This is a genomic window from Terribium retamae (assembly GCF_022347545.1).
In the GTDB taxonomy this organism is placed as follows: domain Bacteria; phylum Pseudomonadota; class Alphaproteobacteria; order Rhizobiales; family Rhizobiaceae; genus Mesorhizobium; species Mesorhizobium retamae.
The window spans coordinates 219,375-242,520 of record NZ_JAKREW010000004.1 but is presented as its reverse complement, the minus strand read 5'-3'; the positions used below and the strand labels follow the sequence as shown (position 1 = coordinate 242,520).

The window sequence follows — 23,146 nt, the reverse complement described above, 5'->3', positions numbered from 1 at the left end:
GTGCTGCTGATCATCCCGATCGGCGGCGCCGACATGCCGGTCGTGGTGTCGATGCTCAACTCCTATTCGGGCTGGGCGGCTGCGGCTCTCGGCTTCACGCTCGGCAACCTGGCGCTGATCATCACCGGCGCGCTGGTCGGTTCGTCGGGTGCGATCTTGTCCTACATCATGTGCAAGGGCATGAACCGCTCCTTCATCTCGGTCATCCTCGGCGGCTTCGGCGGCGAGACCACTGCGGCGGCGGATGACGGCATCCAGCGCACGGTGAAGACCGGCGCTGCCGATGATGCCGCCTATCTGATGATGAACGCGCAGAAGGTCATCATCGTGCCGGGCTACGGCATGGCGGTGGCCCAGGCACAGCACGCGCTGCGCGAAATGGCCGACAAGCTGAAGGCCAACGGCGTCGAGGTGAAGTATGCCATCCACCCGGTCGCCGGCCGCATGCCGGGCCATATGAATGTGCTGCTGGCGGAAGCCAACGTGCCGTATGACGAAGTGTTCGAGCTGGAAGACATCAACTCCGAATTCGCACAGGCCGATGTCGCTTATGTGATCGGCGCCAACGACGTCACCAATCCATCCGCGCGTGACGACAAGTCTTCACCGATCTACGGCATGCCGATCCTCGACGTCGACAAGGCCCGCACCTGCCTCTTCGTCAAGCGCTCGCTCGGCTCCGGCTATGCCGGCATCGACAACACGCTGTTCTACAAGGACGGCACCATGATGCTGCTCGGCGACGCCAAGAAGATGACCGAGGAGATCGTCAAGGCGATGGATCACTGAGATTGATACGCCCTGCAAGGCGATGAGGCAAAAGGGCTCCAGCTACTCCAAGCCTGCCCATTCCAACGCGGCGCAGTCTGCCTTTGGCGGCCAAGGCTTCCTTCCTCGACCGAGGCGGCCTTGGCTGCGATCGTACGGTCGCATCGTACGACGATTTCCGCCAGCTGCCGCTGGCAGGCGTTGCGTTTGCCGTGGTCGAGTCGGGCGCAACATTGGCGGCGATGATGTCGGTGTGGCGAAAGCTTCTCAATCGTTACCTGGCGTGGCACCCGGTGGGAGTAAAGGGCACAAGCTCTTGACACCTACACCGCGCAACCTTCTGCTCTGGCGCAGCTTTCCGGGGAACTGCCGGATTTGGAATTGTACGCCAGGCAGACCGCTCTATGGACTAAGCCGACGGCCGGATTCGGCATGTGCAAGGCGGCGTCCATTGTGCTCAGGGGTCAAGTGCGACAGGTACATTCGATGAACCCAAAGCTTACAGACTCACTCTTGTCGGCCATGGCCGATGCCGGACTGGCGAGCCGCGAAGCTACGCAGGGCCTTTTCGGTGAGAGCACGGCGTCGCGGGCCTCCGACCTGCACCGCCTGATCGAAGCGCAGATCATCGACGCCGATGCCCTCGCAGGCTTCCTATCGTCCTATTATGGGGTGCGGCTTCTCGATCGGCAGCAACTCGCTGACTACAGGCCCGTCGCGCAGAATCTCTCAAACCGATTTCTCGTCGAGAACTGGATAGCGCCGCTCACGGCGCCTGACGGGAGCGCCGTCATAGGGGTTCTCCACCCCGGAGACGCAGACCCGATAGAGGCGCTGCGATCCGTTCTGGAAGGTGACGTCGAGGTCTGCGTGGTTCCCGCACCCGACCTGGAAACCTGCCTTGAACGTCTTTCCGGCATGCAGGATGTTGCGCAGGCCACCGGCGAAGGGGCAACCTCCGAAGCGGCTATCGCAAGCCTCCGGGATCTCGCGAGTGGCGCGCCGGTTGTGGTTGTCGTCGACGACATCTTCCGGCGCGCGCTCGATTTGAGGGCAACCGACATCCACCTCGAACCGATGCGCGGACGGCTCGTGATGCGTTTCCGCATCGACGGCGTCTTGCGGATCATGCCTTCGCCGCCGCATGAAATGGGCGATGCGATCGTGTCGCGAATCAAGGTTCTTGCCGGCCTCGACATCACCGAGCGCCGCAAGCCTCAGGATGGTGCGATGCGCCTTCCCATTGGCGACCGCGAAGTCGAACTGCGCGTTGCGACCCTTTCCTCCATCCATGGCGAGACCGTTGTCATGCGCATCCTGCACCGCGACAGCGTCCTGCTCGATTTCGCGGGCGTGGGCCTGGACGAGGAAGAACGGCACACGCTGAACCGTCTCCTCGAGCACACACACGGAATGATCGCCGTCGCCGGCCCAACCGGCAGCGGCAAGACGACGACGCTCGCTGCCGCGCTTTCGAAGCTAAACGATCCGGGCCGCAAGATCGTGACCATCGAGGATCCCGTCGAGTACCAGATCCCCGGCATCGTGCAGTCGCAGATCAACTCGGCGATCGGCATCACCTTCTCATCTGCGATCCGGACGTTCGTGCGACAGGACCCCGACGTGATCCTGGTCGGCGAGATACGCGACGGCGAGACGGCACGGGCCGCTGTTCAGGCAGCGCTCACCGGACACCTCGTTCTCACCACCGTCCACGCAAACACCGCGGCGGCGGCCTTCACGCGTATGCGCGACCTAGGTGTCGAGACCTATCTGCTGGTCGGTGCCGTACGCGGCATCATCTCCCAGCGCCTGTTGCGGCGGCTGTGCGATCACTGCAAGCAGGAAGGAATTCTCTCATCCGAGATTTTTTCCTCCGACTCCCGCTACGAGGCCGTCGGATTCTCCCCGGGCCAGCAAGTGTTCAACGCGGTTGGCTGCGGTCGTTGCAACGGCACAGGATATCGAGGCCGCATCGCCGTCTTCGAAATCCTGGTCCTCGATGAGGCCATCACCGAACTCGCTTCACAAGGGGCGGACCACGCCAGGATCGAGGCGCTCGCGCTGGAGCGAGGCATGAGCACGATGGCGCATGATGGTGCCAGGAAAGCAGGGCAAGGTCTCACCTCACCGGCAGAGGTGCTCCGGGTCACAGGGTTTCGCTGAATGCGTCCGTCCACGTCAGCGCTTGCCTCCGATCTACGGCGGCCGGAATCGCTTCATTGTGATTGACCACCTTAGCCGCCACTGTCGCCTTGATAGGGAACGATGCTTTCGCCCTCCAAAAGATAGCCTGAGGCAACTTCGTCTGAGCCGTCGATCAAAGAGAGCTCTTTCTTTTCAGACTGCACGCGCATGATGCCGGTTATCATGACGCCCTCAAACAGAGCCGCTGGCGCGTATGGAGCGGAGGATTTCAAGTAGATCACCTGGTTCGGCGGTGGTGGCGGCTCATGGATGCATGCACCGAAATAGGGGACGAGCAGGAACTCGGTCGTACCGGCTGGGTCAAAATCCAAGGGCAGCAGATATCCGGTGATCGCAACCCGCTTGCCATCATACTTCTGCTCGGTAAGCGTTCCGCGTCTCTCGACCTCGGTAGCCCAGGCCACATATTGTTCGTAGAGCGCATCAAGATCGACGCCGTGCTTTGCGAGGTTCTCCCTCTCTGCGTCGACCCTTTTTTTGGCTTCGTCACGCTGAAGGGCAAGCTCTTCGCTCACGTCGCTCGACGGATGCCCTTTCCAATACAGCACATTCCTCAATGCCAACTGCTGCTCATAGGGGAGTTGGTCCGGGGAATTTGTCAGCGGTTCCGTCGGCGGGACCAGCATTTCCCATTTCAACTGGGTGACGTCCTCGCTGAATGCCCCGCCGCAGCACAGGCTTAAAACAGCCATAGCGAGTGCGATGCCGTGCAACATCGATTTCACGCTGCCGAAAAGGAAGCCTGTGATCTTCATGTTCTCACCATCATGCCGTCTGCGAGGGACATCCTGTAGGCGCGATAGGCCGGCAGGAAGCCGGCGGTGATTCCGCCAATCAATATTGCCAACAGCAGCCGAGCATCGGTCGAGGAAGGAGGCTGGATGCCGATGTCGATACCGAACTGTCTGTCGATAAGCGGGCGGGCCACCACCAGGACCGCATAGAGCGCGGCCGTACCGATTGCGATTCCCGCCACTGTCAGCAGGGTAGCCTCTCCGACAAGAAGGCTCCCAACCGTGCCCGGTCTCGCGCCCAGCGAGCGCAGTATCGCGATCTCACGCCGCCGCTCGTTGAGCGTCGACAGGATCATCGCCGATAGACCCAGCATCGATGTCACCACGACCATCGCCGAGACACCAAGCAATGCGGTCTCGGCGGTGGCGACCAGCCCCCACATCTCCTGCAAGGCGACTCCCGGCAGCACGGCCGAAAGAGGCTCGGCTCTGTACTCGTTCACAGCGCGCTGGAATCCCATGACTTGCAGGCGCGACTTCAGGCCGACGATCGCGGCGGTTATCGCCTTCGGAGGAAGCGACATCTGCCGCAGACGGTCGGCCGGCGTAACCTGACCCGGGATTCGCGAACCGGACCGCCAGTCGACATGAATGGCCTCGATAGCCTTGAGACTGACATGGAGCGACTTATCCACCGGCGTGCCGGTCCGTGCGAGAATACCGGATACGCGAAACGGCAGGTCGTCGTGCCCTGGCCCAACGGAGCCCGCACCGTGCGCGACGGTGATCGTGTCGCCGATGGAATAGCCAAGCCGGCTCGCAACGTCCGAGCCGACGACGACATCGAACAGGTCATCAAAGGGCGTACCTGCGGCAAACTTCAAGGTCTGGCCGCCGCGGTACTGCAAGTGCTCGAAATAGTCCGGAGTGGTTCCGATGACGCGAAAGCCGCGGTGACTGTCGCCAAGCGAAAGCGGGATCGCCCAGGCTACCTCCGCGCGCGAAACGATGTCCTGGTAACTGCGCCATGTGACGTTGTTGGTGGCGTTTCCGATACGGAACACCGAATAAAGAAGGAGCTGCATGGCGCCTGACCTTGCGCCGATGACCAAATCCGCACCCGACACCGTGCCTGCGAAGCTGTCCCTCGCCCCGCTGCGCACCTTTTCGACACCGAGCAGCAGCATGACGCTGACGGAGATCGCAAGGACCGTCAGCAAAACTGTGATCCAGCGGTTGAGCAGGGATTGCAGGGCAAGGCGCGCAACGATCATGTCGCGGCGGCTTCGCGTTGCGAGGTTGCCAGGATGTCGGTGAGCTCGACCACTTTGGTGAAATGTCGCGCCAGGCGCCGGTCGTGACTGACCATGATCAGGGTCGCCTTCGTAGCGTCGATCTGGCCGAGCAGAAGGTCGAGAAAGTCCTGCTGTCGATCGTCGTCGAGAGCCGATGTCGGCTCGTCGGCAACGATGATCTCGGGTGAGCCGATGAGCGCCCGCGCGGTCGCGACACGTTGCTGCTGACCGACGCTCAGCGTGGTCGCCCTTCGACGCCCGATGTCGGCCGGAAGTCCCAGCGCCGACAAGAGGCGCCGCGCTTCGCCTTCAGCGCCGCCCGCGGCCGTCGCGCGGGTGCGACGCGCCGGTGCGAAGCTGAGTGGCAGCAGCACATTGTCGATGACGGTGCCGTATGGAAGAAGATTGAACATCTGGAAGATGATGCCAAAGTGTTCAGCGCGAAACCGATCGCGCCCGCTGCTGCCCAGTGCATCAAGCCGTTGCCCCAGTATTTCCAGGCTTCCGGCTTGCGCCACCACGACCCCGGTCAGCAGGCTGAGCAGCGTCGACTTTCCGCTGCCGGAAGGGCCGAGCAGCAGGAGACGCTCGTTACGGGGAATCTGGAGGGCGCCGACTGATAGAGCGAACGCATCTCGCCCGTTCCACTTGTATTCGACGCCGCGCAAGCTCACAGCGTCGATCAAGGCTTGCGCTTCCACCCTATCTTTCCATGTTGCGAGCCTCGCGGGATACCGCGTAGGCGGTCTGCCCGTCTGCATCGATGAATGTCACGTTCAGTTCCCCCGAATCCCGGAAGCGATCGAAGAAGCGGAAATCTACCGACCTCACCAGGGCGGCATCCGCGCAGGCGAAAGCGTAAGTGGCCCGGAACTCGGTGTGATGGCCGTCGTGCTCTTCGGTCTCCGCGGCTTTGTCAGCCTCGGCTGGAGCGTCATCGTCTTCGTGCACTTCCGCGACGATTTTGACGTCGGCGGAGGTGACCGCGCACCCCGCGGAATCGGGCAATCCGAAGAGCTTCAACGGTTCCTTCAGGTCGGCAAGTGCGGCCTCGACAGCTCTCTTCTGCCGGGCAGTTTCAGGTTCATGCTCAAACCCGACGATATCCATGCCAGGCACGGAAAGCTCCATCTGAACATTGTTTGTCTCGATGGCGATGGCTAATGTCCCGTGCCCATGGACATGTGGACCAAGCTCTCGACTTTTTTCTTCGGCCTGCACGGCCGAAACGATAATGAAAATGCCAGCGGCAACCGATGTCCCGGCGTAGCGGTGCAATCTCATCCCGGCCTCTCCAAATCGATATGATCAATAGCCGCCATCGAAAAGCACGACCCTAATGATGGCGAAATGCTCGGGATCGCGCCCCAGTGCTACACCATGGTGGACAATTCCGTGGTGATGCGTTTCGCCGTTTCGCGCACCATTCTGGCGCAGAGTTCGTGGCGGCGCGCGTCGTGCCGGTACACCGGCATACTGATGCTGACCGCTCCGATCGGTTCTCCCGAACGATTGAAGATCGGGCTACCGAGACAGCGGATATCCGGTTCGTTCTCCTCGTCATCGAACGCGAACCCTTGCTCGCGCGTCCGCTTCAACTCCTGGAACAGCGCTTCGGGTGTCGTGAACGTCTTGGCGGTATGGCGTGTCAGTTCCAGGCTCTTGATGACCTCCAGCAGCCGCTGGTCCGGCAGGCCGGACAACCACGCCTTACCCACGGATGTCGAGTGGAGTTCAACCTGGCCGCCAATGCTGGTTTTCATCTGAACCCGGCTGGAGCCCACCAGCTTGTCTATGTAGACCATCCGGTTGTTGCTGGGCACCGCAAGGTGCACTGCTTCATCCGTTGCGTCGCGGAGCGAAACCAGAAAATTCCTGGCGATCGTCCGCAAGTCGGAATCCTCCCAGGTCTTGGCAGCAAGCTGGAGAAGGCGCGGCCCCAAACGGAACGTTCCACCCTCTCCTGACTGAGTGATGAGTCCCTCCGCCGTAAGCGCCGAAACAAGACGGTAGACCGTCCCCCGCGGGAAACGCGCACGCTTGGTCAGTTGGGCAATGTCCAATGTCCCGGGGGCATCCGCGATGATCTGCAGCACGGCGATGAACTTCGAGAACGAGGCTGCTCCCTGTACGTGAGTAGGAGCTCTCTCATCGGCTTCGTCCTGAAGCTCACCTAAACTCATGGGCGCATCTCCTTGCAAGCTTGACAACGAAACATGGCGGTACTACACGGATTTGGACAAGCTGTCCATATTGTAGTCAGCGTCTTAGTTCCGGTTCTAACCGTGTGATCGAGGAGGATCAACGGCAAACGCACTTATAGCGAATTTGAACGCATTCGGGACGTCCATATCTTCCGCAAGAGGGTGTGGGAATTTCTGTGGGAGGAAGCAGATGACCAAAAAAGGATACTGGGTTGCAATGGTCGATATTGCAGACCAGGAGGGCTATAAAGAATACATTGCCTTGAACAAGGCAGCGTTCGACAAATACGGGGCGTCCTTCGTCGTTCGAGCGGGAACGAGCCAGGTCATGGAGGGCCCCCACGCGAACCGCCTGGCGGTCATCGAGTTCAAGGACTACGAGACCGCTCTCGCCTGCTACAACTCTCCAGAATATCAGACGGCGATCAAAGCCCGCGAGAAGCACGCCAAGGCACATCTGGCCGTCGTGGAAGGTGTCTAACACCGAGAGCTCGCTCGAGACCTTCACATTGGTTGAGGGGATCGTCGTGGTACCTCCTGCGCGCTGCTCGACCGGGTGAGCAAGACAGGCCTTCATCGCTCGATTGGTGTTTCCACCCGATCAGCATGCTGGAAGCCTCCTGCTCACGGTCTCCGTATCCTCGTCGGAGTGCGACGAGGTGTGGCGCGTGCGCGCACAGCCTTTTGGGAGCAGTCATGTCCTCATCGTTGCATTGGCTATTCAAGGCTTTTGACGTCTTCGTCGTTGTCGGCATGGCCGTCATCAGTCTCCTGATCTTTACTAATGTCGTGCTTCGGTACGGCTTCAGCTCAGGCATTCCGTTTGCCGTCGAAGTCTCACGTGTGGTCCTCGTCTGGGTCATCTTCATGGGATCCGTGGTGGCGCTAGCCAAGGGCGCGCATCTCGGTGTCGAGTCGTTGGTGGTCCGGCTGCCTCGCAGGGCGCGGTTCGTCTGCTTTCTTGTTTCATATGGCTTGATGCTTTGGTGCTGCTGGCTCCTGGCACAGGGCAGCTGGGCACTCACCGTCATCGAGTGGGGAAACGTCCAGGCACTGTCGGGAATTCCCGTGGGCGCCATCTACGCCGCGGGGCTCACTGCTGCCATCCTGATGGCTCTCGTTCTCCTTCTTGATCTGTGGCGCTCTCTGCGTGGCATCCTGCCGGCACCCTGGTCGGGAGTAGAGCACGTCGAGCCGCTACCGGTCGTTTCCCCCGCGCTTACTACGGAGAAAGCACCGTGAGCGGCTTGGTCTTCATCGGTTCCCTACTCGGTGCGATGGGCATCGGGATTCCTGTTGCCTTCGCCCTGATGCTGTCAGGTGTTGCGATGATGCTGCTGATGGGAAATCTGGATGCTCAGATCCTCGCGCAACGGCTGGTCAATGGCGCGGACAGCTATCCGCTGATGGCGATCCCGTTCTTTCTCATCGCCGGCGAGCTCATGAACGCCGGCGGCCTCTCCCGCCGCATCGTGAACGTGGCCCTTGCGGTCGTCGGGCACGTCCGTGGCGGCCTCGGCTATGTGGTCATCGGCACGGGCTTGGTCCTTGCCAGCGTCTCCGGGTCCGCAATTGCGGATACTGCCACGCTCGCGGTCATGCTGGTCCCCCTGATGCGGCAAGCAGGCTACCACATGGGTCGAGCTTCGGGCTTGATGTCAGCGACAGGCATTATCGCTCCGGTGATCCCGCCGTCCGTCGGGTTCATCATTCTGGGCGTCACCGCAAACATTTCCATCGTCGGCCTGTTCTTCGCCGGAATCGTGCCAGGGCTCATGATGGGGTTGAGCCTCATGATAGCCTGGTGGTTCCTCGCTAAGAAGGAAACAGCGGCAGTCCGACCCAAACTGCCGCGCAGGGACCTCCCGAAAACCATCATGACTGCGGGTTGGGCGTTGATGATGCCGGTGATTATCCTGGCGGGATTGCGGTTCGGCATCTTCACCCCTACGGAGGCCGGCGTCGTTGCCGCCGCCTATGCATTGTTCGTGGGGGTGTTCGTCTATCGCGAGCTGACACCACGGCTGCTTTATGACGCGCTACTCGCCGCCGGGCGCTTGACAGCGGTGATCATGCTGTTGGTCGCGGCTTCCATGATTTCCGGCTTCATGCTGACGATCTCCAATATGCCCGCCCAACTCGTCAGCCTCCTCGATCCATTCATCGACTCGCCGATTCTGTTGATGAGTATGATCGTTCTGGCGGTCTTCGTCGTCGGCACGGCGCTCGATTTCGCGCCCTGCATCACCATTCTCGTCCCCATCCTCATGCCGCTCGTCAAGGCGGCCGGTATCGATCCGGTCTATTTCGGGGTCATCTTCATGATGGTCAACGCGGTCGGCCTGATCACGCCTCCCGTTGGGACGGTCCTCAACACAGTGTGCGGCATCAGTGGGGTTTCAATGGAGGCGGCCACGAAGGGTGCCATGCCGTACCTTGTGGCCCAGATGATCCTCATCGTGCTGCTGGTTCTATTCCCAGCATTGGTGACCGTGCCAGCGGGCTGGATTCATTGAGAGCCGAACTGTGGAGTAGTTGGACGGAACATTCGACGATGGCTTTTCTGCTCATGCGAGCAAGGCCCTCGACGACGATGTCGGCGGCCCCTGACGCGGGAGAGTTGCAACTGATGACGCAGGTCGATGTCGAACCGCTCCACAAGTTCGAGTTCTTCACCTTCGCCTCGGGTTGACAGACGTCGATGAGCTCCGGTGAGCAAGCGGGAAGCAGTGCTTTATGGTTTTCAGGCGGTCAATAGGACGATACTTTTCCGGCCATAGGGTGCCGCGTGGACGCCTGAGTGGGGTGCGCGCGTGAGTGTAGGTCGGGAAGGCGGCGCTCCAAATGCCTATGCCGTGTGGGTTCGCAGAGGAGCGGCGGCCTGCGTCTTGGCGGTAGTGGCCGCGTGTACCTCCACCCCTGATTATCTCGGAGACGTTGCCGAGGGGCGGGATCCCCTGAACAAGGTCGCGAATGCAGATTTGAGTGCGCGCAAGCCTTCCGGCGGCGGTTTTCTGTCGAAGCTCGGCTTCGGGGGCACGCAGGACAATCGGCAGGGTGAAGTATATTACGGCTACCCACAACGGCTGACTGCTGGCGAGCGCAAGTCGCTCGAGCGGCTGAGCGGCGAAGAGTTCGAGGTCAACCTCGAGGACGCCGAGATCAAGGTCGCGGCCCGCACGGTGCTGGGGGAGGTGTTGGGAATCAGCTATACGCTCGACCCTAGGGTCGCGGGCAAGGTCTCGATCACGACGTCGAGGCCTACGCCGGCCTCAGAAATCCTCACCATGTTCGAGTCCGCGCTACGCAGCAACGGCGTGGCCATGGTGCGTGAAAGCGACCGTCTGCGGCTGATGCCCGCAAACGAAGCGCTCGGAGCTGCCGAACTCGATCAGGGCACCACCATCCAGCCCGGTTACGGCGTCACGGTGTTTCCCCTGAAAAACGTTTCCGCCAGCACGATCCTGCCGCTCCTCGAAAACTTCGTCGCCCGTGCCGGCATGGTGCGCGAGGATCCCGGCCGCAACGCGCTGATCTTCCAGGGAACAGCAGCGGAGCGGAGCGCGGCGGTCGAAGCAGCGCGTTCATTCGACCAGGACTGGCTGGTGGACCAGTCGGTCGGCATTTTCCCTATCAACAATTCGAGCGCGGCCACCCTGATGCCCGAACTGACCCGCGTGCTCGACATCGGGGAGGGTGGCCGCGGACGCAACACGATCAAGGTCCAGCCGATCGAGCGCAGCAATGCGATTCTGGTAGTGGCGAAGACGCGCAACCAGTTGCAGCGCGCGGCGACCTGGATCCAGCGGCTCGACCGGATCGACGCCGCTGCGTCCAATTTGCGGGTGTACAAGGTACAGCATCTGCAGGCACGGCGCCTTGCATCGATGGTCAACGAGATATTCAATGGCGCCACAGCATCGTCGGCTTCGGAAGATCCGGCCTCGCAGTTTCCACCCGGCTCGCAGGCCGACGGCCAGAATCAGGGCGCAAACGCTTCGCAGCCGGCCGAGGCGACACCGGATCAGCGCATGGCGGATAGCCTGCCGACCCCCGGTGGAAGCGCCGACCAGCTTTCTCCGAGCGCTGCCGGCAACGGGTCCCAAAGCGGCGTGCGCATCACCGCGAACCCGGAAAACAACACCATTCTCATCTTCGCGCGGCCCGACCAGCAGCGGCTCATCGAACAGGCCCTCGTCGCGCTCGATCGCCCGCAGGAGCAGGTCGCCATCGAGGCGACGATCGCCGAGGTTACCCTGACCAACGAGTTGCGCTACGGCGTGCAGTTCTTCCTGAACTCCAAGGATCTTGGTTTGGGCGACAACAAAGGCTCGGTGGGCTTGTTCACGGAAGCAAGCAAGGCTGTGTTGTCCAGAACCATGCCGGGGTTCAACCTCCTCCTCGGTTCGGAGACCGAGCCGCGCGTCGTCATCGATGCGCTGCGCGGCGTTACCGAGGTCAAGGTGCTTTCCACGCCCTCAGTCGTCGTCCTCGACAACAAGCCGGCCGTGCTTCAGGTCGGCGACGAGATTCCGATCGTCACCCGCACGGCGCAGTCCATCACCGATCCGGAAGCCCCGATCGTCAACAATGTCGAGTTTCGAAATACCGGCGTGATCCTGAAGGTTCTGCCCCGGATCACCGGAAACGGCACGATCAGCCTCGTCGTCGAACAGGAGATCAGTTCGGTCCAGCGCAGCCAGGCCCAGTCCTTGACCCCGACCATATCGCAGCGAAAGGTCAGCTCGACCGTATCGGTCACCAGCGGCCAGACCGTCATGCTCGGCGGCCTGATCAGCGAGCGCCAACAGCGCGGCCGCGACGGACTGCCGGTTCTCGGCGACCTTGCACTCATCGGCGACGCGTTCCGGTCCAACCAGAATGCCGGGACGCGCACGGAACTCATCATCTTGATCCGGCCTCAGGTCATCCGCGACAGCCTGGATGCGCAGCATGTGGCCGAGCAGATGCGGTCGCAATTGCGGCTGATGAACGAGCCATCCAGAAACGTGCCGCTGCGGCGGCCGGCCAAGACGATCATCGAATGAAGCTTTTGAGGGCACGGCGTCGATCGACCGCAGCCGTCGCGTTCGCGCTCGCCGTCGGTGCCGTACCCGCCGTCATCGGAAGCCCCGCGTTCGTCGTCGCATCGACGCTCGCGCTATGCTTTCTGGCAGCGGCCATCGCGGTCCATGACCTCGCCACGATGCTCATTCCCGACCGCTATACGGCCGGCATCTTGGTCGTCGCGCTCGCCGACTGGTGGTTCGAGGCAAGCGATTTCGCCGCGCTGGGCTGGCGCATCGGGCCAGGGGGCGCCGTGATGCTCCTGCTGTGTCTTTTCGACGTCGTATACAGGAGGCTACGCGGCCGCGACGGCATAGGCTTCGGCGACACCAAGCTGATCGGTGTATCTACTGTCCTGGTCGGGCTGGCCGGCGTCGGCGCCCAGATCCTGCTTGCTTCGGTCGCGGCTTTCATCTTCAGCATTATCCGCGCCGCTCGTTTGCGCCGCCCGCTCCGTGCCGCGGCGAAGGTTCCATTCGGCACCTTCCTCGCGCCGGCGCTGGTGATGGTGTGGGCATGGCTGTCCGCTCCATGGTGATCACACTGCTTGAAGCGGTGGAGGGCAGAGTCTTGATTCCGCCGGGATGGTGGCGTCACCTGGCGCAGCAGGAGGCCGATATGGGTCTTGCGGCATTGGGCATGAACTCGGCAACAAGCCGGCGGGGGGCAATCCTCGTCAGCGTCCTGTGGATCATGATTTTCCTGGGATTCCTTGCCGTCATCCTTCGCGTGCAGATGACCGGCGTCGTGGCCAGCGTGCGTGTCACGGAAGACAAGGCGTCGGCGCGTATTCTGGCGGAGGCCGGGCTGGCGCAGGCCGTGGCTGAGATCCGCGTGGGTCCGCCCGACGGGGTGGGCACGCTGAGCGATCAGATATCGTCCACGATCACCCTGCCGGCCGGAGTCGCTTCAGTCTCTGCGACAAATGAAGCCTTGCGGATCGATCTCAACACCGCCGAGCGGCCGCTGATCGTTGGCGCCTTGCGAGCCGCAGGCGCCGCTCCCGAAAGCGCGGACGATCTGGCGACGAAGATCATCGGCCATCGCGCCGGGCTAGACGGACAGCCGCCCGGTTCCGCTCCGCAACAGGGCGGAAACGACACAAGGCGGTTCCAGACGGTGTCCGAATTCGCTGCCTTCCCCGGAATGACACCCGACATAGCTATCGCCATCGAACCTTATGTTACCGTTTCCTCCGGCTTGGCAGGCGTTCGCCTGGAAGCGCTCGATGATCGACTGCTGGGCGACATTCCTGGCCTGCCGCCGTCAGTGCGGAAGGCGATCAAGGATTTCCGCATCGGCCAACTGTCGCGCGAGCAACTCGACCAATCGCTTGCGGGGGTGACCTTCAACACGCTGGAGCAGGCACCGAGCTGGCGCGTCGATCTCAAGACGACCCTGCAGTCGGGCTACAGCGAATCGTTCGAGGTATTGATGCTTGTATCGAACGGGGACCAGGCACCCTACAGAGTGCTTGACTGGCGTCGCGCGGCAATCGAGCTGGAATGAAAGCCCATTGACGCATTATCCTCGCACGGATCCGCTGAACGACCGTAAACACGGTGTTGGCCTAAGGTCTTCAGCATGGCTTCGAGTTTCACCAGCGCGGAACGCGCCATGGGCCATTGAATAAACCGTTCCAGTTTGCTGAGGCTCCAACTCCGAAGAGGGTTGGAGCCTCAGGCGAACCCCGGATGGTTCAAGTCAAGTTTCGGGATTGACGACGCGACCCCTTGGCAAATACGCCAAGCGACCCTGGCACTCCCCTGTATCCCAATTGCAAGCTTCAGAGCCCTCCGGACACCGTAATCAGGGTGCCTGTCATGAACCCCGCGCCAGGAGACGCAAGCATCAGGGCCGCGCGCGCAATATCTTCAGGCTCTGCGATGCGCCCCATGGGGGTTGCCGCCGCAATCCTGGCTGGTCGCTCGGGGTTTCCGCCTTGAGTGTGTATCCGCGTGTTGGTGGTCCCGACACGTATGGCATTCACGCGGATGCCCTCCGGCGCCAGTTCTTTGCCTGCGCCGATGGAGATGGATTCCACTGCACCCTTGCTGGCGGCATAATGCACGTATTCGTTCGGGCTGCCGAGGAAGGCGGCGAGCGAAGACATGTTGATAATCGTCCCGCCTTTGCCGCCCTTGCGATTGGACATGCGTTTCGCAGCTTCCTGTATACAGTACATGACGGCGAAGACGTTGACCCTGAAGGTGTTTTCCAGCACTGCGGGCTGCAACTCCTCGATTCTGCAGGCTTTCCCAATGATCCCGGCATTGTTGACCAGACAGGTCACCCGCCCCAGTGCATCGTCGCAGGCGCTGAACAGAGCCTCGATGTCCTCCCTCTTGCCCACGTCTCCCTGTACCGCAATGGCGCGGGCGCCGGCGGCCTTGCAATGCTCGACGACTTCGGATGCAGCGGCAGCATCCGAAAGATAGTTTATGCAAACATCATATCCTTCAACGGCGAACAGCCGCGCCGTTGCGGCGCCGATGCCGTGGCTTGCGCCCGTTACGATTACAATCGGTCTCACGCAATTATCTCCTTGCTCCTCCTTTGAGGGCGTTCGCAGCTAGAAAACGGTCTCAAGGATCGCGGCGTAGTCCTTCTTGGTCAGCGAACGTGGATTTGTGGGATGACTGTGGTCTGCGATGGCTCGCTCACACACCCAATCGATGACGTGACGGGGAACCCCCAGTTCGGACAATCTGGGCGTAATGCCTAGACTATGGTTCAACCCGTCCAGCGCATCTGCGAGCGTCGTATGTTCAAGTCCCGCCAGGCGCTCAAGGTAGCCGACCTTCTGAGCGACGGCTTCAACTTTCACGTTCCATCGAAGGACGGTCGGCATCAGGATGGCGTTGAGCGTCCCATGATGGAGCTTGGCCTCCTTGAGACCGCCCAATGCATGGCTAAGCGCATGGACGGCTCCAAGCCCCTTCTGAAACGTCATCCCTCCTTCGAGGGCACCCATCATGAGCTCAGTTCGCGCCTCCGCGTTCGAGCCATCTGCATAGGCGACAGGCAAAGCCTTCCAGATACGTTGGAAACCGTCGGTGGCAATTGCCTCGGCAGGCGGATTATAGCGGGGGGAAAGGTACGTCTCGATACAATGCGACAGTGCGTCAAGCCCTGTCGAGGCCGTCAGAGCCGGGGGGAGCCCCATCGTCAACCCTGGGTCGCAGATCGCCCTGCGCGGGATGAGGTGCGGGCTGATAAATCCGAGCTTCCGGCCGTCATCCAGTGTGATCAATGCCGCGCGTCCAACTTCGGACCCCGTACCCGCCGTTGTGGGAATGGCCACAAGCGGCGCTACCGCGCTGGTGATGCGCGCCACCCCGCCCAGGATCGCCGCATAACGCTCCAGTTCACCGTCGTGCGTGGCGAGCAGCGCCACACCCTTGGCCAAGTCGATAGGAGACCCCCCGCCAATCGCCACCACCCCATCGCAGCCGCCCTGCCTGTATAGCGCGAGACCGGCAGCAACTGCACTCTCAGTCGGGTTGGAGGGAACGTCCAGGAAGATCGGCGCTGCTTTCAGGAACCCGAAGACCGGACGTTCAAGCAAACCAGCAGATTTGATTCCGTGATCACTGATCACCAAAGGGCGCGAAACGCCAAGCTCGAACAGAATTTCTGACAGTGACTCGGCTGCTCCAAGTCCGAAATTGATAGTTGTAAGGTAGTTTATATTATTCACGCTGCCACACTCCTTGATATTCCGCATATGCAATGCTGCAGCCACCGTCTGGCATTCGGCACATTTCGTGCAGCCGGTGAATACGAACACGCGACCTTTTGGAATCGTCTAGTCCATAATATGGACAATATGCCCAAACATTAGGTGGAACTGCACACTTGTCAAGCTCCACCTCGTGGTTGCGGCGTTCCCTCCAGCCTTGACAAAGAAGTTGCGAGCCCTTATCCAATTTTGTGGACGGATTGACCACATTATGGTCAAGCCGATGCGGCCTTGGAGGACATGGTACAGGAACCGCTGACATGCTGATTTCGTCGGGGGAACTAATCAGCCGCCGCGAACTCGAAGCCGCGGCTCACCACCAACGCATTGCGCAATCCAAAGGCCCCCCTGCGAAAGCCCTTTCACCAGCGGCCACTCGTGCCGGCAGTGACACCCCGAACCGGAAGGAAAGCCTTTGTCGAAGCCCAACGCCACCGTGCTGATACCAGGCTGGATGCACGAGCATGCCCGCCGCGTGCTGGGAACGCATTTCAGCCTGGTCGAAACCCCTGACTGCGACCTTCACACCCATCTGTCCTCGGAGATGCGGGCGTCAATTCGTGGCGTGGCCTGTCGCGCCAGAATCGATCGGCAGTTCATAGACGCCCTTCCCAACCTTGAGATCATCGCCAGCTACGGCGTCGGCTATGACGCGGTGGATGCGGCCTACGCACGCAGCAAGAATGTCGTCGTCACGAACACCCCTGATGTTCTGAACGAGGAGGTCGCCGATCTCACATTGGGGCTCCTAATCAGCGTCGTGCGCGAGATACCCAAGGCGGCAGCCTTCGTTCGCGAGGGCCGGTGGAAAGCATCGGACTACCCGCTTAGCCGGCTCACGCTGCGAAATCGCAGGGTGGGCATTTATGGAATGGGACGGATCGGTCGCTGCATCGCCCGACGAATTGAAGCATTCGGGCTGCCTGTCGCTTATTACAGCCGACGCCCGGTGGAGGGGGTTGCGTACGAGTACTTTCCTTCATTGCTGGAACTTGCAAGCGCCGTCGATGTGCTCATTTCCATCGTGCCGGGCGATCCGTCGACCGCAAACAGCGTGAATGCCGAGGTGCTGTCCGCCCTCGGGCCCGAGGGGGTGTTCATCAATGTCGGCCGCGGAACCGTCGTGGACGAGGATGCACTGATCAACGCGTTGCGCACAGGAGCCATCGCGGCGGCGGGTCTCGACGTGCTCGCGGACGAACCCAATGTCTCCGACGACATGCTGGCGCTCGAAAACCTGACGATCCTGCCGCATATCGGATCCGCGTCGGTCAGCACACGCACCGCGATGGCCGATCTGGTGGCACGGAACGTGATCTCCTGGTTCGACACCGGCGCGGCGCTCACTCCCGTTCCTTAGGAAAACGCAGGCGGGCCGCCGAGGGGCCCGTCAGCCAGTGTAGCGCCGTTACGCTAGCCTTGGGGGAGAGATCTGATCTCCGAGCTTTGAAGCGCAGCGATGAAGCGTTGACAACGGTTTAATATTCTGCCCAGTATTATGTGTTGGACAACATGCCCACATTGTGGAAATCATCTAACTGACTCGGGAGGTTCGGTCAGATTGGTGATGTCGCCATTGGTCAAGCAGCAGAGGGAGGAGAAACTTTCATGAATCTATGGAAAGGCGGATTGGCTATCGCGGCCGCGCTGGCGATAGGGGCGGTATCGCCCACCGCGGCATTCGCACAGACCGTGTTCACCTGGACGCCAAGGACGGTGGCGCCGGCACCATACAAGGCCCCGAACAAGCCCCGCACGACGCTAGCGGAAGTTCGCGCCAAGATATCGCCCGCCAAGCAATCCAAGACGTGGCACCGGCAGGTTGTCAGCGATGCGCACCTGCAGGCTTCATGGGTGCAATTGGCGGCCGGCGACCAGTCGCCGGCCATGTTCATATCGGACACCCGCGCGGCTTTCATTGTCTGGGAGGGTTCAGTCGAGTTCACAATCGGGAACCAGGCGCCGTTTACCGCCACCAAAGGCTTCATGGTTCAGGTGCCCGCGCGCACGCAATTCCAGATGAAGAATATCGGCGCGGTGCCGTCCCTGCATTTCGAAGTCTTCACTGCGGATGCCAGGATTACCTACCCGCAGACGGCGGCCACCTTGCCGAAGCCGCTGCCAAGGTTTACCTGGGAACTGACCCGTCAGGATCCGGGTCCAGAAGCGCTTGGGACAGGCAATAACACTTTCAGGGATTACCTTGGTTCGCCGTCGGCGGGCGCATTCGTATCCGCCCCTGGCTTGTTTTTGAACGCCATCCGGGGCCAGGCGTTCAATTGCAACATGCAGTCCCCGACGGCGCTCGGACACAGGCACATCAACTATGGTGAATTCTGGTTCATCATGGAGGGCCAGATCCAATACAACATCGAAGGCGTGGACCCCTTCGTCTCGGAAGCTGGCGATATTGTCTATGTCCCAGCCGGCCGCTGGCATTCGGCAGCGAATTATTGTCCGGGGTTCGACACGCGCATTGCCATCAATCCCTTCCCAACCGGCACGCATAACTGGCCGCCAACGGCCTCCCAGCCGAATCCCCCGGTGCCCCCGATCTCGGGCAAGGGCTGGCTGGATTGATCTTGCCGTTGGCCCGTCCTCCCCGCGAGGGCGGGCCGTTGGTCTCGTAGACCATCGGTGAAAGGGGCAGGCATCGAGCTGGAGTGCTGTGGGGTTACTACTTTTCCTCATAGCCGAAGCTTCGACTTGACCACACCGTCGATCGGGACCGTCTTCGGCACCGTAGCACAAGCAGCGCCCCCTCCGCTTCAGTTGCCGGGGCGACATTCCGTTACATTTAGCCGAACTGGCCATTCTCGTTCCGCCGGTTCTGTTCCTCAGTGGTGGCAGTTCCTGCATTCTGGTTCCTGTGAACCAATTCTTGGGAGGTTGAAATATGAAGAAACTATTGCTTCTGGCTGCGGCATTGTTGGGAGGGCTTCTGGTTGCCGCTCCGGCCATGGCTCAGAATCCGCGCCTGGGCTACGTGCCTACAGAGGACCACCCGGTCGGACAAGCTTCGCGCCATTTTGCGAAGCTGGTGGAAGGAAAGACCGGCGGGCGCATCAAGATCGATACATTCGGCAACGGCCTGCTCGGCAGCGAGCCGGAGATGCAGGCGTCGGTTCAGGCCGGCTTCATCGACATCATGGTCGGCCCCACGCCCAACCTGGTTGGTGTCGTTCCGCAATTCATGATCTACGACCTTCCGTTTTTCTACAAGGACTTCGCCGCGGCCGATGCCGTCATGGACGGCGCCGTCGGCGAGCAGCTGTTTGCACAGCTGAAGGAAAAGACCGGCATCGTCGGACTGGCTTGGTGGGATAACGGTTTCCGCCACATGACCAACAAGATTCGCCCCGTCAACACGGTGGAGGATATGGCAGGGATCAATATCCGGGTCATACCCAACCCGTTGTTCATTGCGACGTGGACGGCCTTGGGAACCAATCCGACGCCGCTTCCTTGGCCTGAGCTTTACAGTGCGCTCGAAAACGGCGCCGTCGACGGTCAGGAGACGCCGTACGCCCTTATCTACACCGCCAGGTTCTATGAGGTTCAGTCCTATCTGGCTAAGACAGGTCATGTCTATACACCCTTTGTTCTTCTAGCCAGTCAGAAATGGTTTGGGAGCCTCTCTGAGGAAGACAAGGCAGCCGTCATGGCAGCTGCGAAGGAATCGGCAGCCTTCCAGCGGGATCTTTCCCGCAAGGAGGCAGAGAAATTGGAGGCGGAGCTTGAGGCGAAGGGTTTCAAGATTACCCGACCCACGCCTGAAGCGCTCGCAGCCATGCGCGAACGCGTTGCACCTGTCGTAAAAGAGTACAGCGAAAAGATCGGCGTCGATCTGGTCGAACAGGCGCGCTCCGCTATGGCCGCGGTTGCCAAGCCATAAAGGTCTTGGCGCGCCGGAGCCAGTCGCTGCTCCGGCGCTCATTGGAAGCACGGTACGCCTGATTCAATTTGAAGCCGCAGGCAGTGCGCGGAGTGTAGGACTCGTCGCGGGCGCAAGGTTCAACAGATTGACGTTGCCGGTGTTACCGGCACGCGCCATGCTTGATGCTGCCAGGCGGACCGGCGGCCGCTCTATTCGAGCTTCACCGGCAACCGCCGGGCCGTCATCACCTTCGAAAACTTGTGTCCCAAGCAGGGCAGTTAGACTTTCGGTTCAGTAGACCAATGTTCCCATCAGGCGAACAGCGCCAGCAGGAAAAAATACCAGAATGACCGTGCATCAGAATTTCATCGCCGGGCAATGGACGAACTCGGCCGAGGCGGCAGACAACATCAATCCTTCGAACACCCGAGACGTCATCGGCATCTATGTCCGTGGGTCCCGGCAGGACGCCGAAGCCGCCATCGCTGCGGCCAAACAGGCGTCCAGGTCCTGGTCGCGGTCGAGCATCCAGCTCCGGCACGACATCCTGCAAAAGGTTTCGACAGAGTTGTTGGCCCGCAGGGAGGAACTGGGCAGGTTGCTGGCGCGAGAAGAAGGCAAGACGCTGGGCGAAGCCATTGGTGAGGTCGTCCGAGCGGGCCAGATATTCGGCTTCTTCGCGGGTGAAACCCTGCGCCTGTCCGGCGAGAAGCTGCCTTCCGTTCGCCCAGGCGTCGACGTTGACATAACACGCGAGCCGGTTGGCGTCGTGGGAATCATCACGCCCTGGAATTTTCCGATCGCGATCCCTGCCTGGAAGATCGCACCGGCGCTCGCCTATGGAAACTGCGTCGTCTTCAAGCCCGCCGACCTGGTGCCTGGCTCAGCTTGGGCGCTTGCCGACATCATCATCCGGTCCGGTGTTCCTGACGGCGTCTTCAATCTGGTGATGGGTCGCGGTTCAGTTGTTGGCGATGCGCTTCTTGCCAGTCGCGATGTGCATGCGATCAGTTTCACTGGCTCGGTCGCGACAGGCAGGAAGGTTGCTGCCAGCAGTGTCGAACACATGCGCAAATTCCAGCTCGAACTCGGAGGAAAGAATCCGCTCGTCATTCTGGATGATGCGGATCTCCAAACCGCCGTTGAATGTGCTGCGAACGGCGCCTTCTTCTCCACCGGTCAGCGTTGCACTGCCTCGTCCCGCCTGATCGTGACGGACAAGATACACGACTCCTTTGTCGACGCGCTCAAGGAGCGGCTGGGCAAGCTTGTCGTCGATGACGCGCTCAAGGATGGAACGCATATTGGGCCCGTCGTGGATCAAAATCAGCTCGATCAAGACCTGTCCTACATCGCGATTGGCGAGGCTGAGGGGGCCAAGCTTGCGTGGGGCGGCTCTCAGCTGGAGCGGGGGACGCCAGGATACTACTTGGAGCCGGCGCTATTCATTGAAACGACGTCCGAGATGCGTATCAACCGGGAGGAGATCTTTGGTCCGGTCGCCTCGGTCATTCGGGTCAAAGACTATGATGAGGCGCTGGCGCTTGCCAACGACACCGAATTCGGGCTTACGGCAGGAATCTGCACGACGAGTCTCAAACACGCCAGTCACTATAAGCGGAACGCCGAATCCGGGATGGTGATGGTCAACCTGCCAACCGCCGGGGTGGACTATCACGTGCCCTTTGGCGGGCGGAAAGGCTCATCCTACGGACCACGCGAACAGGGTCGCTATGCTGCAGAGTTCTACACCACCGTGAAGACCTCTTACACGTTGCCCTAGCCAGACTTATGTCGAGAAGGTGCTCGTGCCCGAACTCAGGCTCGGCGACATCTGTTTCGCGGCGTCAACGCGTTGAACCGCTACGGCGTTTGGACTGGCGCGTTCGGCAGCGGGGCGCTGTTCGGCGTCGTCCACTTCGCGATGCTCGGGCCGAGCCTCAGCTAGCCGCTATCCCGACATGCCGTCGATCTACCAAACGCTTCACGATCATCTCCGCAATCGGGAGCGCCGAGGTGGCGGCAGGCGAGGGGGCGTTGCAAACGTGCAGCATGCGGTCCGTTTGTGCGAACAGAAAATCATGGATGAGGGCGCCGTCTTTCCGCACAGCTTGCGCGCGGATACCTGCCTCGTGTGGGAGTAGGTCGGCAAGGTTCAGGCTTGGGCAGTATTTTCGACACTCCTCCAGATAGCCGGGTTTCCAGAACGAATTGCGCAGTTCCTTCAGTGCGGATCCTCGGTTGGCAAACACGGTCTTCCAGAAGCCGGGGAACAGCGCGTAGTCAGCCAGGTCCGAAACGTTGAATGACAGCCGCGGATAGCCCTCGCGGGCAAAACCGATCACGGCATTCGGCCCCACCGTGACGCTGCCGTCGATCATCCGCGTGAGGTGTACGCCGAGGAAGGGCAAAGCGGGGTCGGGGACGGGATAGATCAGATGGCGGACGATGCCGTTCCTCGCTGCCGGAAGGCGATAGTATTCGCCCCGGAAGGGAATGATGCGATGCTCGATCGAAAGTCCTGCGAGCACAGCCAAGCGGTCCGACTGGAGACCGCCGCAGACCACCAGTTTTCTCACCTGCCAGTTTTCGCCGGCCGACGTGATATCCACGCAACCGGCGGCTTCGCGAATGCCGGTGACGCGCGTCGAAAGGCGGATCTCGCCGCCGAGCACCTTGATACGGTGCCCCATGGCCTCGCAGACGTCGGCATAGCTGACGATGCCGGTCGAGGGCACAAAAAGCGCGCCGAGACCGCGAATGTTCGGTTCCCGCTCCTTCAATTCGCCATCGCTGACGCGATGGACTTCGATCGTGTTCCGCTTCGAGCGTTCGTAGAGTGCCTCCATGCGCTGCATTTCGAGCGCGGAGGTGGCAACGAGCAATTTGCCACAGACATCGAAGCGGATGCCGTTTTCCTGGCAGAACGCCTTGGTGGCATCCGCACCCCTGCGGCAGAGTTCGGCCTTCAGGCTGCCCGGCGGATAGTAGATGCCGGCATGGATGACGCCGCTGTTGTGGCCGGTCTGGTGCTTGCCGAGGGCCTCCTCCTTCTCCAGCAGTATCAGGCTGCTGCCGGGATATGTCTCGAGCAGCCGCATGGCCGTCGCCAGGCCGACGATGCCGCCGCCGACGACGCAATAGTCGAAAGTCATGAGTCTTGCCCTGTCCGCTCGATGATTTGCGCTGTCTGACGTTCACGATAGCCGAAAAGGTCTCTGCAGCGCATGCTTGGTGAGCTTCTTTATGTT

The 23,146-nt window shown here is 61.1% G+C and carries 21 protein-coding genes; 13 read left to right on the top strand and 8 right to left on the bottom strand.

The window, feature by feature from the left end:
* Both L4923_RS07555 and L4923_RS07550 read left to right on the top strand, forming a co-directional pair.
* A partial coding sequence (locus L4923_RS07555) for an NAD(P)(+) transhydrogenase (Re/Si-specific) subunit beta (protein ID WP_239363198.1) occupies nucleotides 1–789 on the top strand: 789 nt, incomplete at its 5' end.
* A gap of 465 nt (nucleotides 790–1,254) precedes the next feature.
* Complete coding sequence (locus L4923_RS07550; RefSeq protein WP_239363197.1) at nucleotides 1,255–2,934, top strand: GspE/PulE family protein; 1,680 nt, start codon at nucleotides 1,255–1,257, stop codon at nucleotides 2,932–2,934.
* A gap of 71 nt (nucleotides 2,935–3,005) precedes the next feature.
* On the opposite strand, the gene L4923_RS07545 is transcribed toward L4923_RS07550, so the two are convergent.
* From L4923_RS07545 to L4923_RS07525, 5 genes are all read right to left on the bottom strand, one after another.
* Nucleotides 3,006–3,731 (bottom strand): DUF3299 domain-containing protein, encoded by a 726-nt coding sequence (locus tag L4923_RS07545; protein WP_239363196.1) that lies wholly within the window; start codon nucleotides 3,729–3,731, stop codon nucleotides 3,006–3,008.
* Nucleotides 3,728–4,984, bottom strand: coding sequence for an ABC transporter permease (locus tag L4923_RS07540; RefSeq protein WP_239363195.1), 1,257 nt, complete (start codon nucleotides 4,982–4,984; stop codon nucleotides 3,728–3,730). Before L4923_RS07540 ends, L4923_RS07545 begins: the two co-directional genes overlap by 4 nt.
* A complete protein-coding gene (locus L4923_RS07535) occupies nucleotides 4,981–5,691 on the bottom strand; it encodes an ABC transporter ATP-binding protein (RefSeq protein WP_239363193.1) in 711 nt (236 codons plus the stop codon). Before L4923_RS07535 ends, L4923_RS07540 begins: the two co-directional genes overlap by 4 nt.
* A gap of 16 nt (nucleotides 5,692–5,707) precedes the next feature.
* Entirely contained in the window at nucleotides 5,708–6,226 is a 519-nt protein-coding gene (locus L4923_RS07530; RefSeq protein WP_239363192.1) for a ZrgA family zinc uptake protein, read from the bottom strand.
* 152 nt (nucleotides 6,227–6,378) lie between these two features.
* Nucleotides 6,379–7,101: an IclR family transcriptional regulator gene (locus L4923_RS07525; RefSeq protein WP_239363191.1), complete on the bottom strand. Its 723-nt coding sequence runs from the start codon at nucleotides 7,099–7,101 to the stop codon at nucleotides 6,379–6,381.
* 298 nt (nucleotides 7,102–7,399) lie between these two features.
* On the opposite strand from L4923_RS07525, the gene L4923_RS07520 reads away from it, so the two are divergent.
* The 7 genes from L4923_RS07520 to L4923_RS07490 all read left to right on the top strand — a co-directional run bounded on the left by L4923_RS07520 (nucleotide 7,400) and on the right by L4923_RS07490 (nucleotide 13,785).
* On the top strand, nucleotides 7,400–7,690 hold the full coding sequence (locus L4923_RS07520) for a DUF1330 domain-containing protein (protein ID WP_239363189.1): 291 nt from the start codon (nucleotides 7,400–7,402) through the stop codon (nucleotides 7,688–7,690).
* A gap of 215 nt (nucleotides 7,691–7,905) precedes the next feature.
* Nucleotides 7,906–8,451: a TRAP transporter small permease gene (locus L4923_RS07515; protein WP_239363188.1), complete on the top strand. Its 546-nt coding sequence runs from the start codon at nucleotides 7,906–7,908 to the stop codon at nucleotides 8,449–8,451.
* Complete coding sequence (locus L4923_RS07510) at nucleotides 8,448–9,725, top strand: TRAP transporter large permease (protein ID WP_239363187.1); 1,278 nt, start codon at nucleotides 8,448–8,450, stop codon at nucleotides 9,723–9,725. The genes L4923_RS07515 and L4923_RS07510 overlap by 4 nt, the downstream gene beginning before the upstream one ends.
* Nucleotides 9,726–9,763: 38 nt before the next feature.
* Nucleotides 9,764–9,901 carry a hypothetical protein gene (locus tag L4923_RS07505; RefSeq protein WP_239363186.1) on the top strand — a complete coding sequence of 46 codons (138 nt, stop codon included), beginning with the start codon at nucleotides 9,764–9,766 and terminating at the stop codon, nucleotides 9,899–9,901.
* Nucleotides 9,902–10,106: 205 nt separating this feature from the next.
* On the top strand, nucleotides 10,107–12,257 hold the full coding sequence (gene gspD / locus L4923_RS07500; RefSeq protein ID WP_239363224.1) for a type II secretion system secretin GspD: 2,151 nt from the start codon (nucleotides 10,107–10,109) through the stop codon (nucleotides 12,255–12,257).
* Nucleotides 12,254–12,814 (top strand): prepilin peptidase, encoded by a 561-nt coding sequence (locus L4923_RS07495; RefSeq protein WP_239363185.1) that lies wholly within the window; start codon nucleotides 12,254–12,256, stop codon nucleotides 12,812–12,814. The genes gspD and L4923_RS07495 overlap by 4 nt, the downstream gene beginning before the upstream one ends.
* Nucleotides 12,793–13,785, top strand: coding sequence for a hypothetical protein (locus L4923_RS07490; protein WP_239363184.1), 993 nt, complete (start codon nucleotides 12,793–12,795; stop codon nucleotides 13,783–13,785). The genes L4923_RS07495 and L4923_RS07490 overlap by 22 nt, the downstream gene beginning before the upstream one ends.
* 277 nt (nucleotides 13,786–14,062) lie before the next feature.
* Here L4923_RS07490 and L4923_RS07485 read toward each other — a convergent pair whose 3' ends face one another.
* Entirely contained in the window at nucleotides 14,063–14,809 is a 747-nt protein-coding gene (locus L4923_RS07485) for an SDR family oxidoreductase (RefSeq protein WP_239363183.1), read from the bottom strand.
* A gap of 39 nt (nucleotides 14,810–14,848) precedes the next feature.
* Nucleotides 14,849–15,976, bottom strand: coding sequence for an iron-containing alcohol dehydrogenase (locus L4923_RS07480; RefSeq protein WP_239363222.1), 1,128 nt, complete (start codon nucleotides 15,974–15,976; stop codon nucleotides 14,849–14,851).
* 457 nt (nucleotides 15,977–16,433) lie between these two features.
* Between L4923_RS07480 and L4923_RS07475 the strand changes: the two genes are divergently transcribed.
* The 4 genes from L4923_RS07475 to L4923_RS07460 all read left to right on the top strand — a co-directional run bounded on the left by L4923_RS07475 (nucleotide 16,434) and on the right by L4923_RS07460 (nucleotide 21,678).
* Nucleotides 16,434–17,378, top strand: coding sequence for a 2-hydroxyacid dehydrogenase (locus L4923_RS07475; protein ID WP_239363182.1), 945 nt, complete (start codon nucleotides 16,434–16,436; stop codon nucleotides 17,376–17,378).
* Nucleotides 17,379–17,647: 269 nt separating this feature from the next.
* Nucleotides 17,648–18,598, top strand: coding sequence for a cupin domain-containing protein (locus L4923_RS07470; RefSeq protein WP_239363181.1), 951 nt, complete (start codon nucleotides 17,648–17,650; stop codon nucleotides 18,596–18,598).
* A gap of 316 nt (nucleotides 18,599–18,914) precedes the next feature.
* Nucleotides 18,915–19,913, top strand: coding sequence for a TRAP transporter substrate-binding protein (locus L4923_RS07465; protein WP_239363179.1), 999 nt, complete (start codon nucleotides 18,915–18,917; stop codon nucleotides 19,911–19,913).
* A gap of 328 nt (nucleotides 19,914–20,241) precedes the next feature.
* Nucleotides 20,242–21,678 (top strand): aldehyde dehydrogenase family protein, encoded by a 1,437-nt coding sequence (locus L4923_RS07460; protein ID WP_239363177.1) that lies wholly within the window; start codon nucleotides 20,242–20,244, stop codon nucleotides 21,676–21,678.
* Nucleotides 21,679–21,835: 157 nt separating this feature from the next.
* Here the strand turns inward: L4923_RS07460 and lhgO are convergent, their stop codons facing one another.
* Nucleotides 21,836–23,050, bottom strand: coding sequence for an L-2-hydroxyglutarate oxidase (gene lhgO / locus L4923_RS07455; protein ID WP_239363176.1), 1,215 nt, complete (start codon nucleotides 23,048–23,050; stop codon nucleotides 21,836–21,838).
* Between the last annotated feature and the right edge of the window lie 96 nt (nucleotides 23,051–23,146).

Bases quoted from the DNA above. Each gene is read 5' to 3' on its own strand.
- L4923_RS07550 (WP_239363197.1), top strand. From the start codon at position 1,255: ATGAACCCAAAGCTTACAGACTCACTCTTGTCGGCCATGGCCGATGCC.
- L4923_RS07545 (WP_239363196.1), bottom strand. From the start codon at position 3,731: ATGAAGATCACAGGCTTCCTTTTCGGCAGCGTGAAATCGATGTTGCAC.
- lhgO (WP_239363176.1), bottom strand. From the start codon at position 23,050: ATGACTTTCGACTATTGCGTCGTCGGCGGCGGCATCGTCGGCCTGGCG.
- L4923_RS07515 (WP_239363188.1), top strand. From the start codon at position 7,906: ATGTCCTCATCGTTGCATTGGCTATTCAAGGCTTTTGACGTCTTCGTC.
- L4923_RS07465 (WP_239363179.1), top strand. From the start codon at position 18,915: ATGAAGAAACTATTGCTTCTGGCTGCGGCATTGTTGGGAGGGCTTCTG.
- L4923_RS07520 (WP_239363189.1), top strand. From the start codon at position 7,400: ATGACCAAAAAAGGATACTGGGTTGCAATGGTCGATATTGCAGACCAG.
- L4923_RS07490 (WP_239363184.1), top strand. From the start codon at position 12,793: ATGGCTGTCCGCTCCATGGTGATCACACTGCTTGAAGCGGTGGAGGGC.
- L4923_RS07495 (WP_239363185.1), top strand. From the start codon at position 12,254: ATGAAGCTTTTGAGGGCACGGCGTCGATCGACCGCAGCCGTCGCGTTC.
- L4923_RS07505 (WP_239363186.1), top strand. From the start codon at position 9,764: ATGGCTTTTCTGCTCATGCGAGCAAGGCCCTCGACGACGATGTCGGCG.
- L4923_RS07540 (WP_239363195.1), bottom strand. From the start codon at position 4,984: ATGATCGTTGCGCGCCTTGCCCTGCAATCCCTGCTCAACCGCTGGATC.
- L4923_RS07460 (WP_239363177.1), top strand. From the start codon at position 20,242: ATGACCGTGCATCAGAATTTCATCGCCGGGCAATGGACGAACTCGGCC.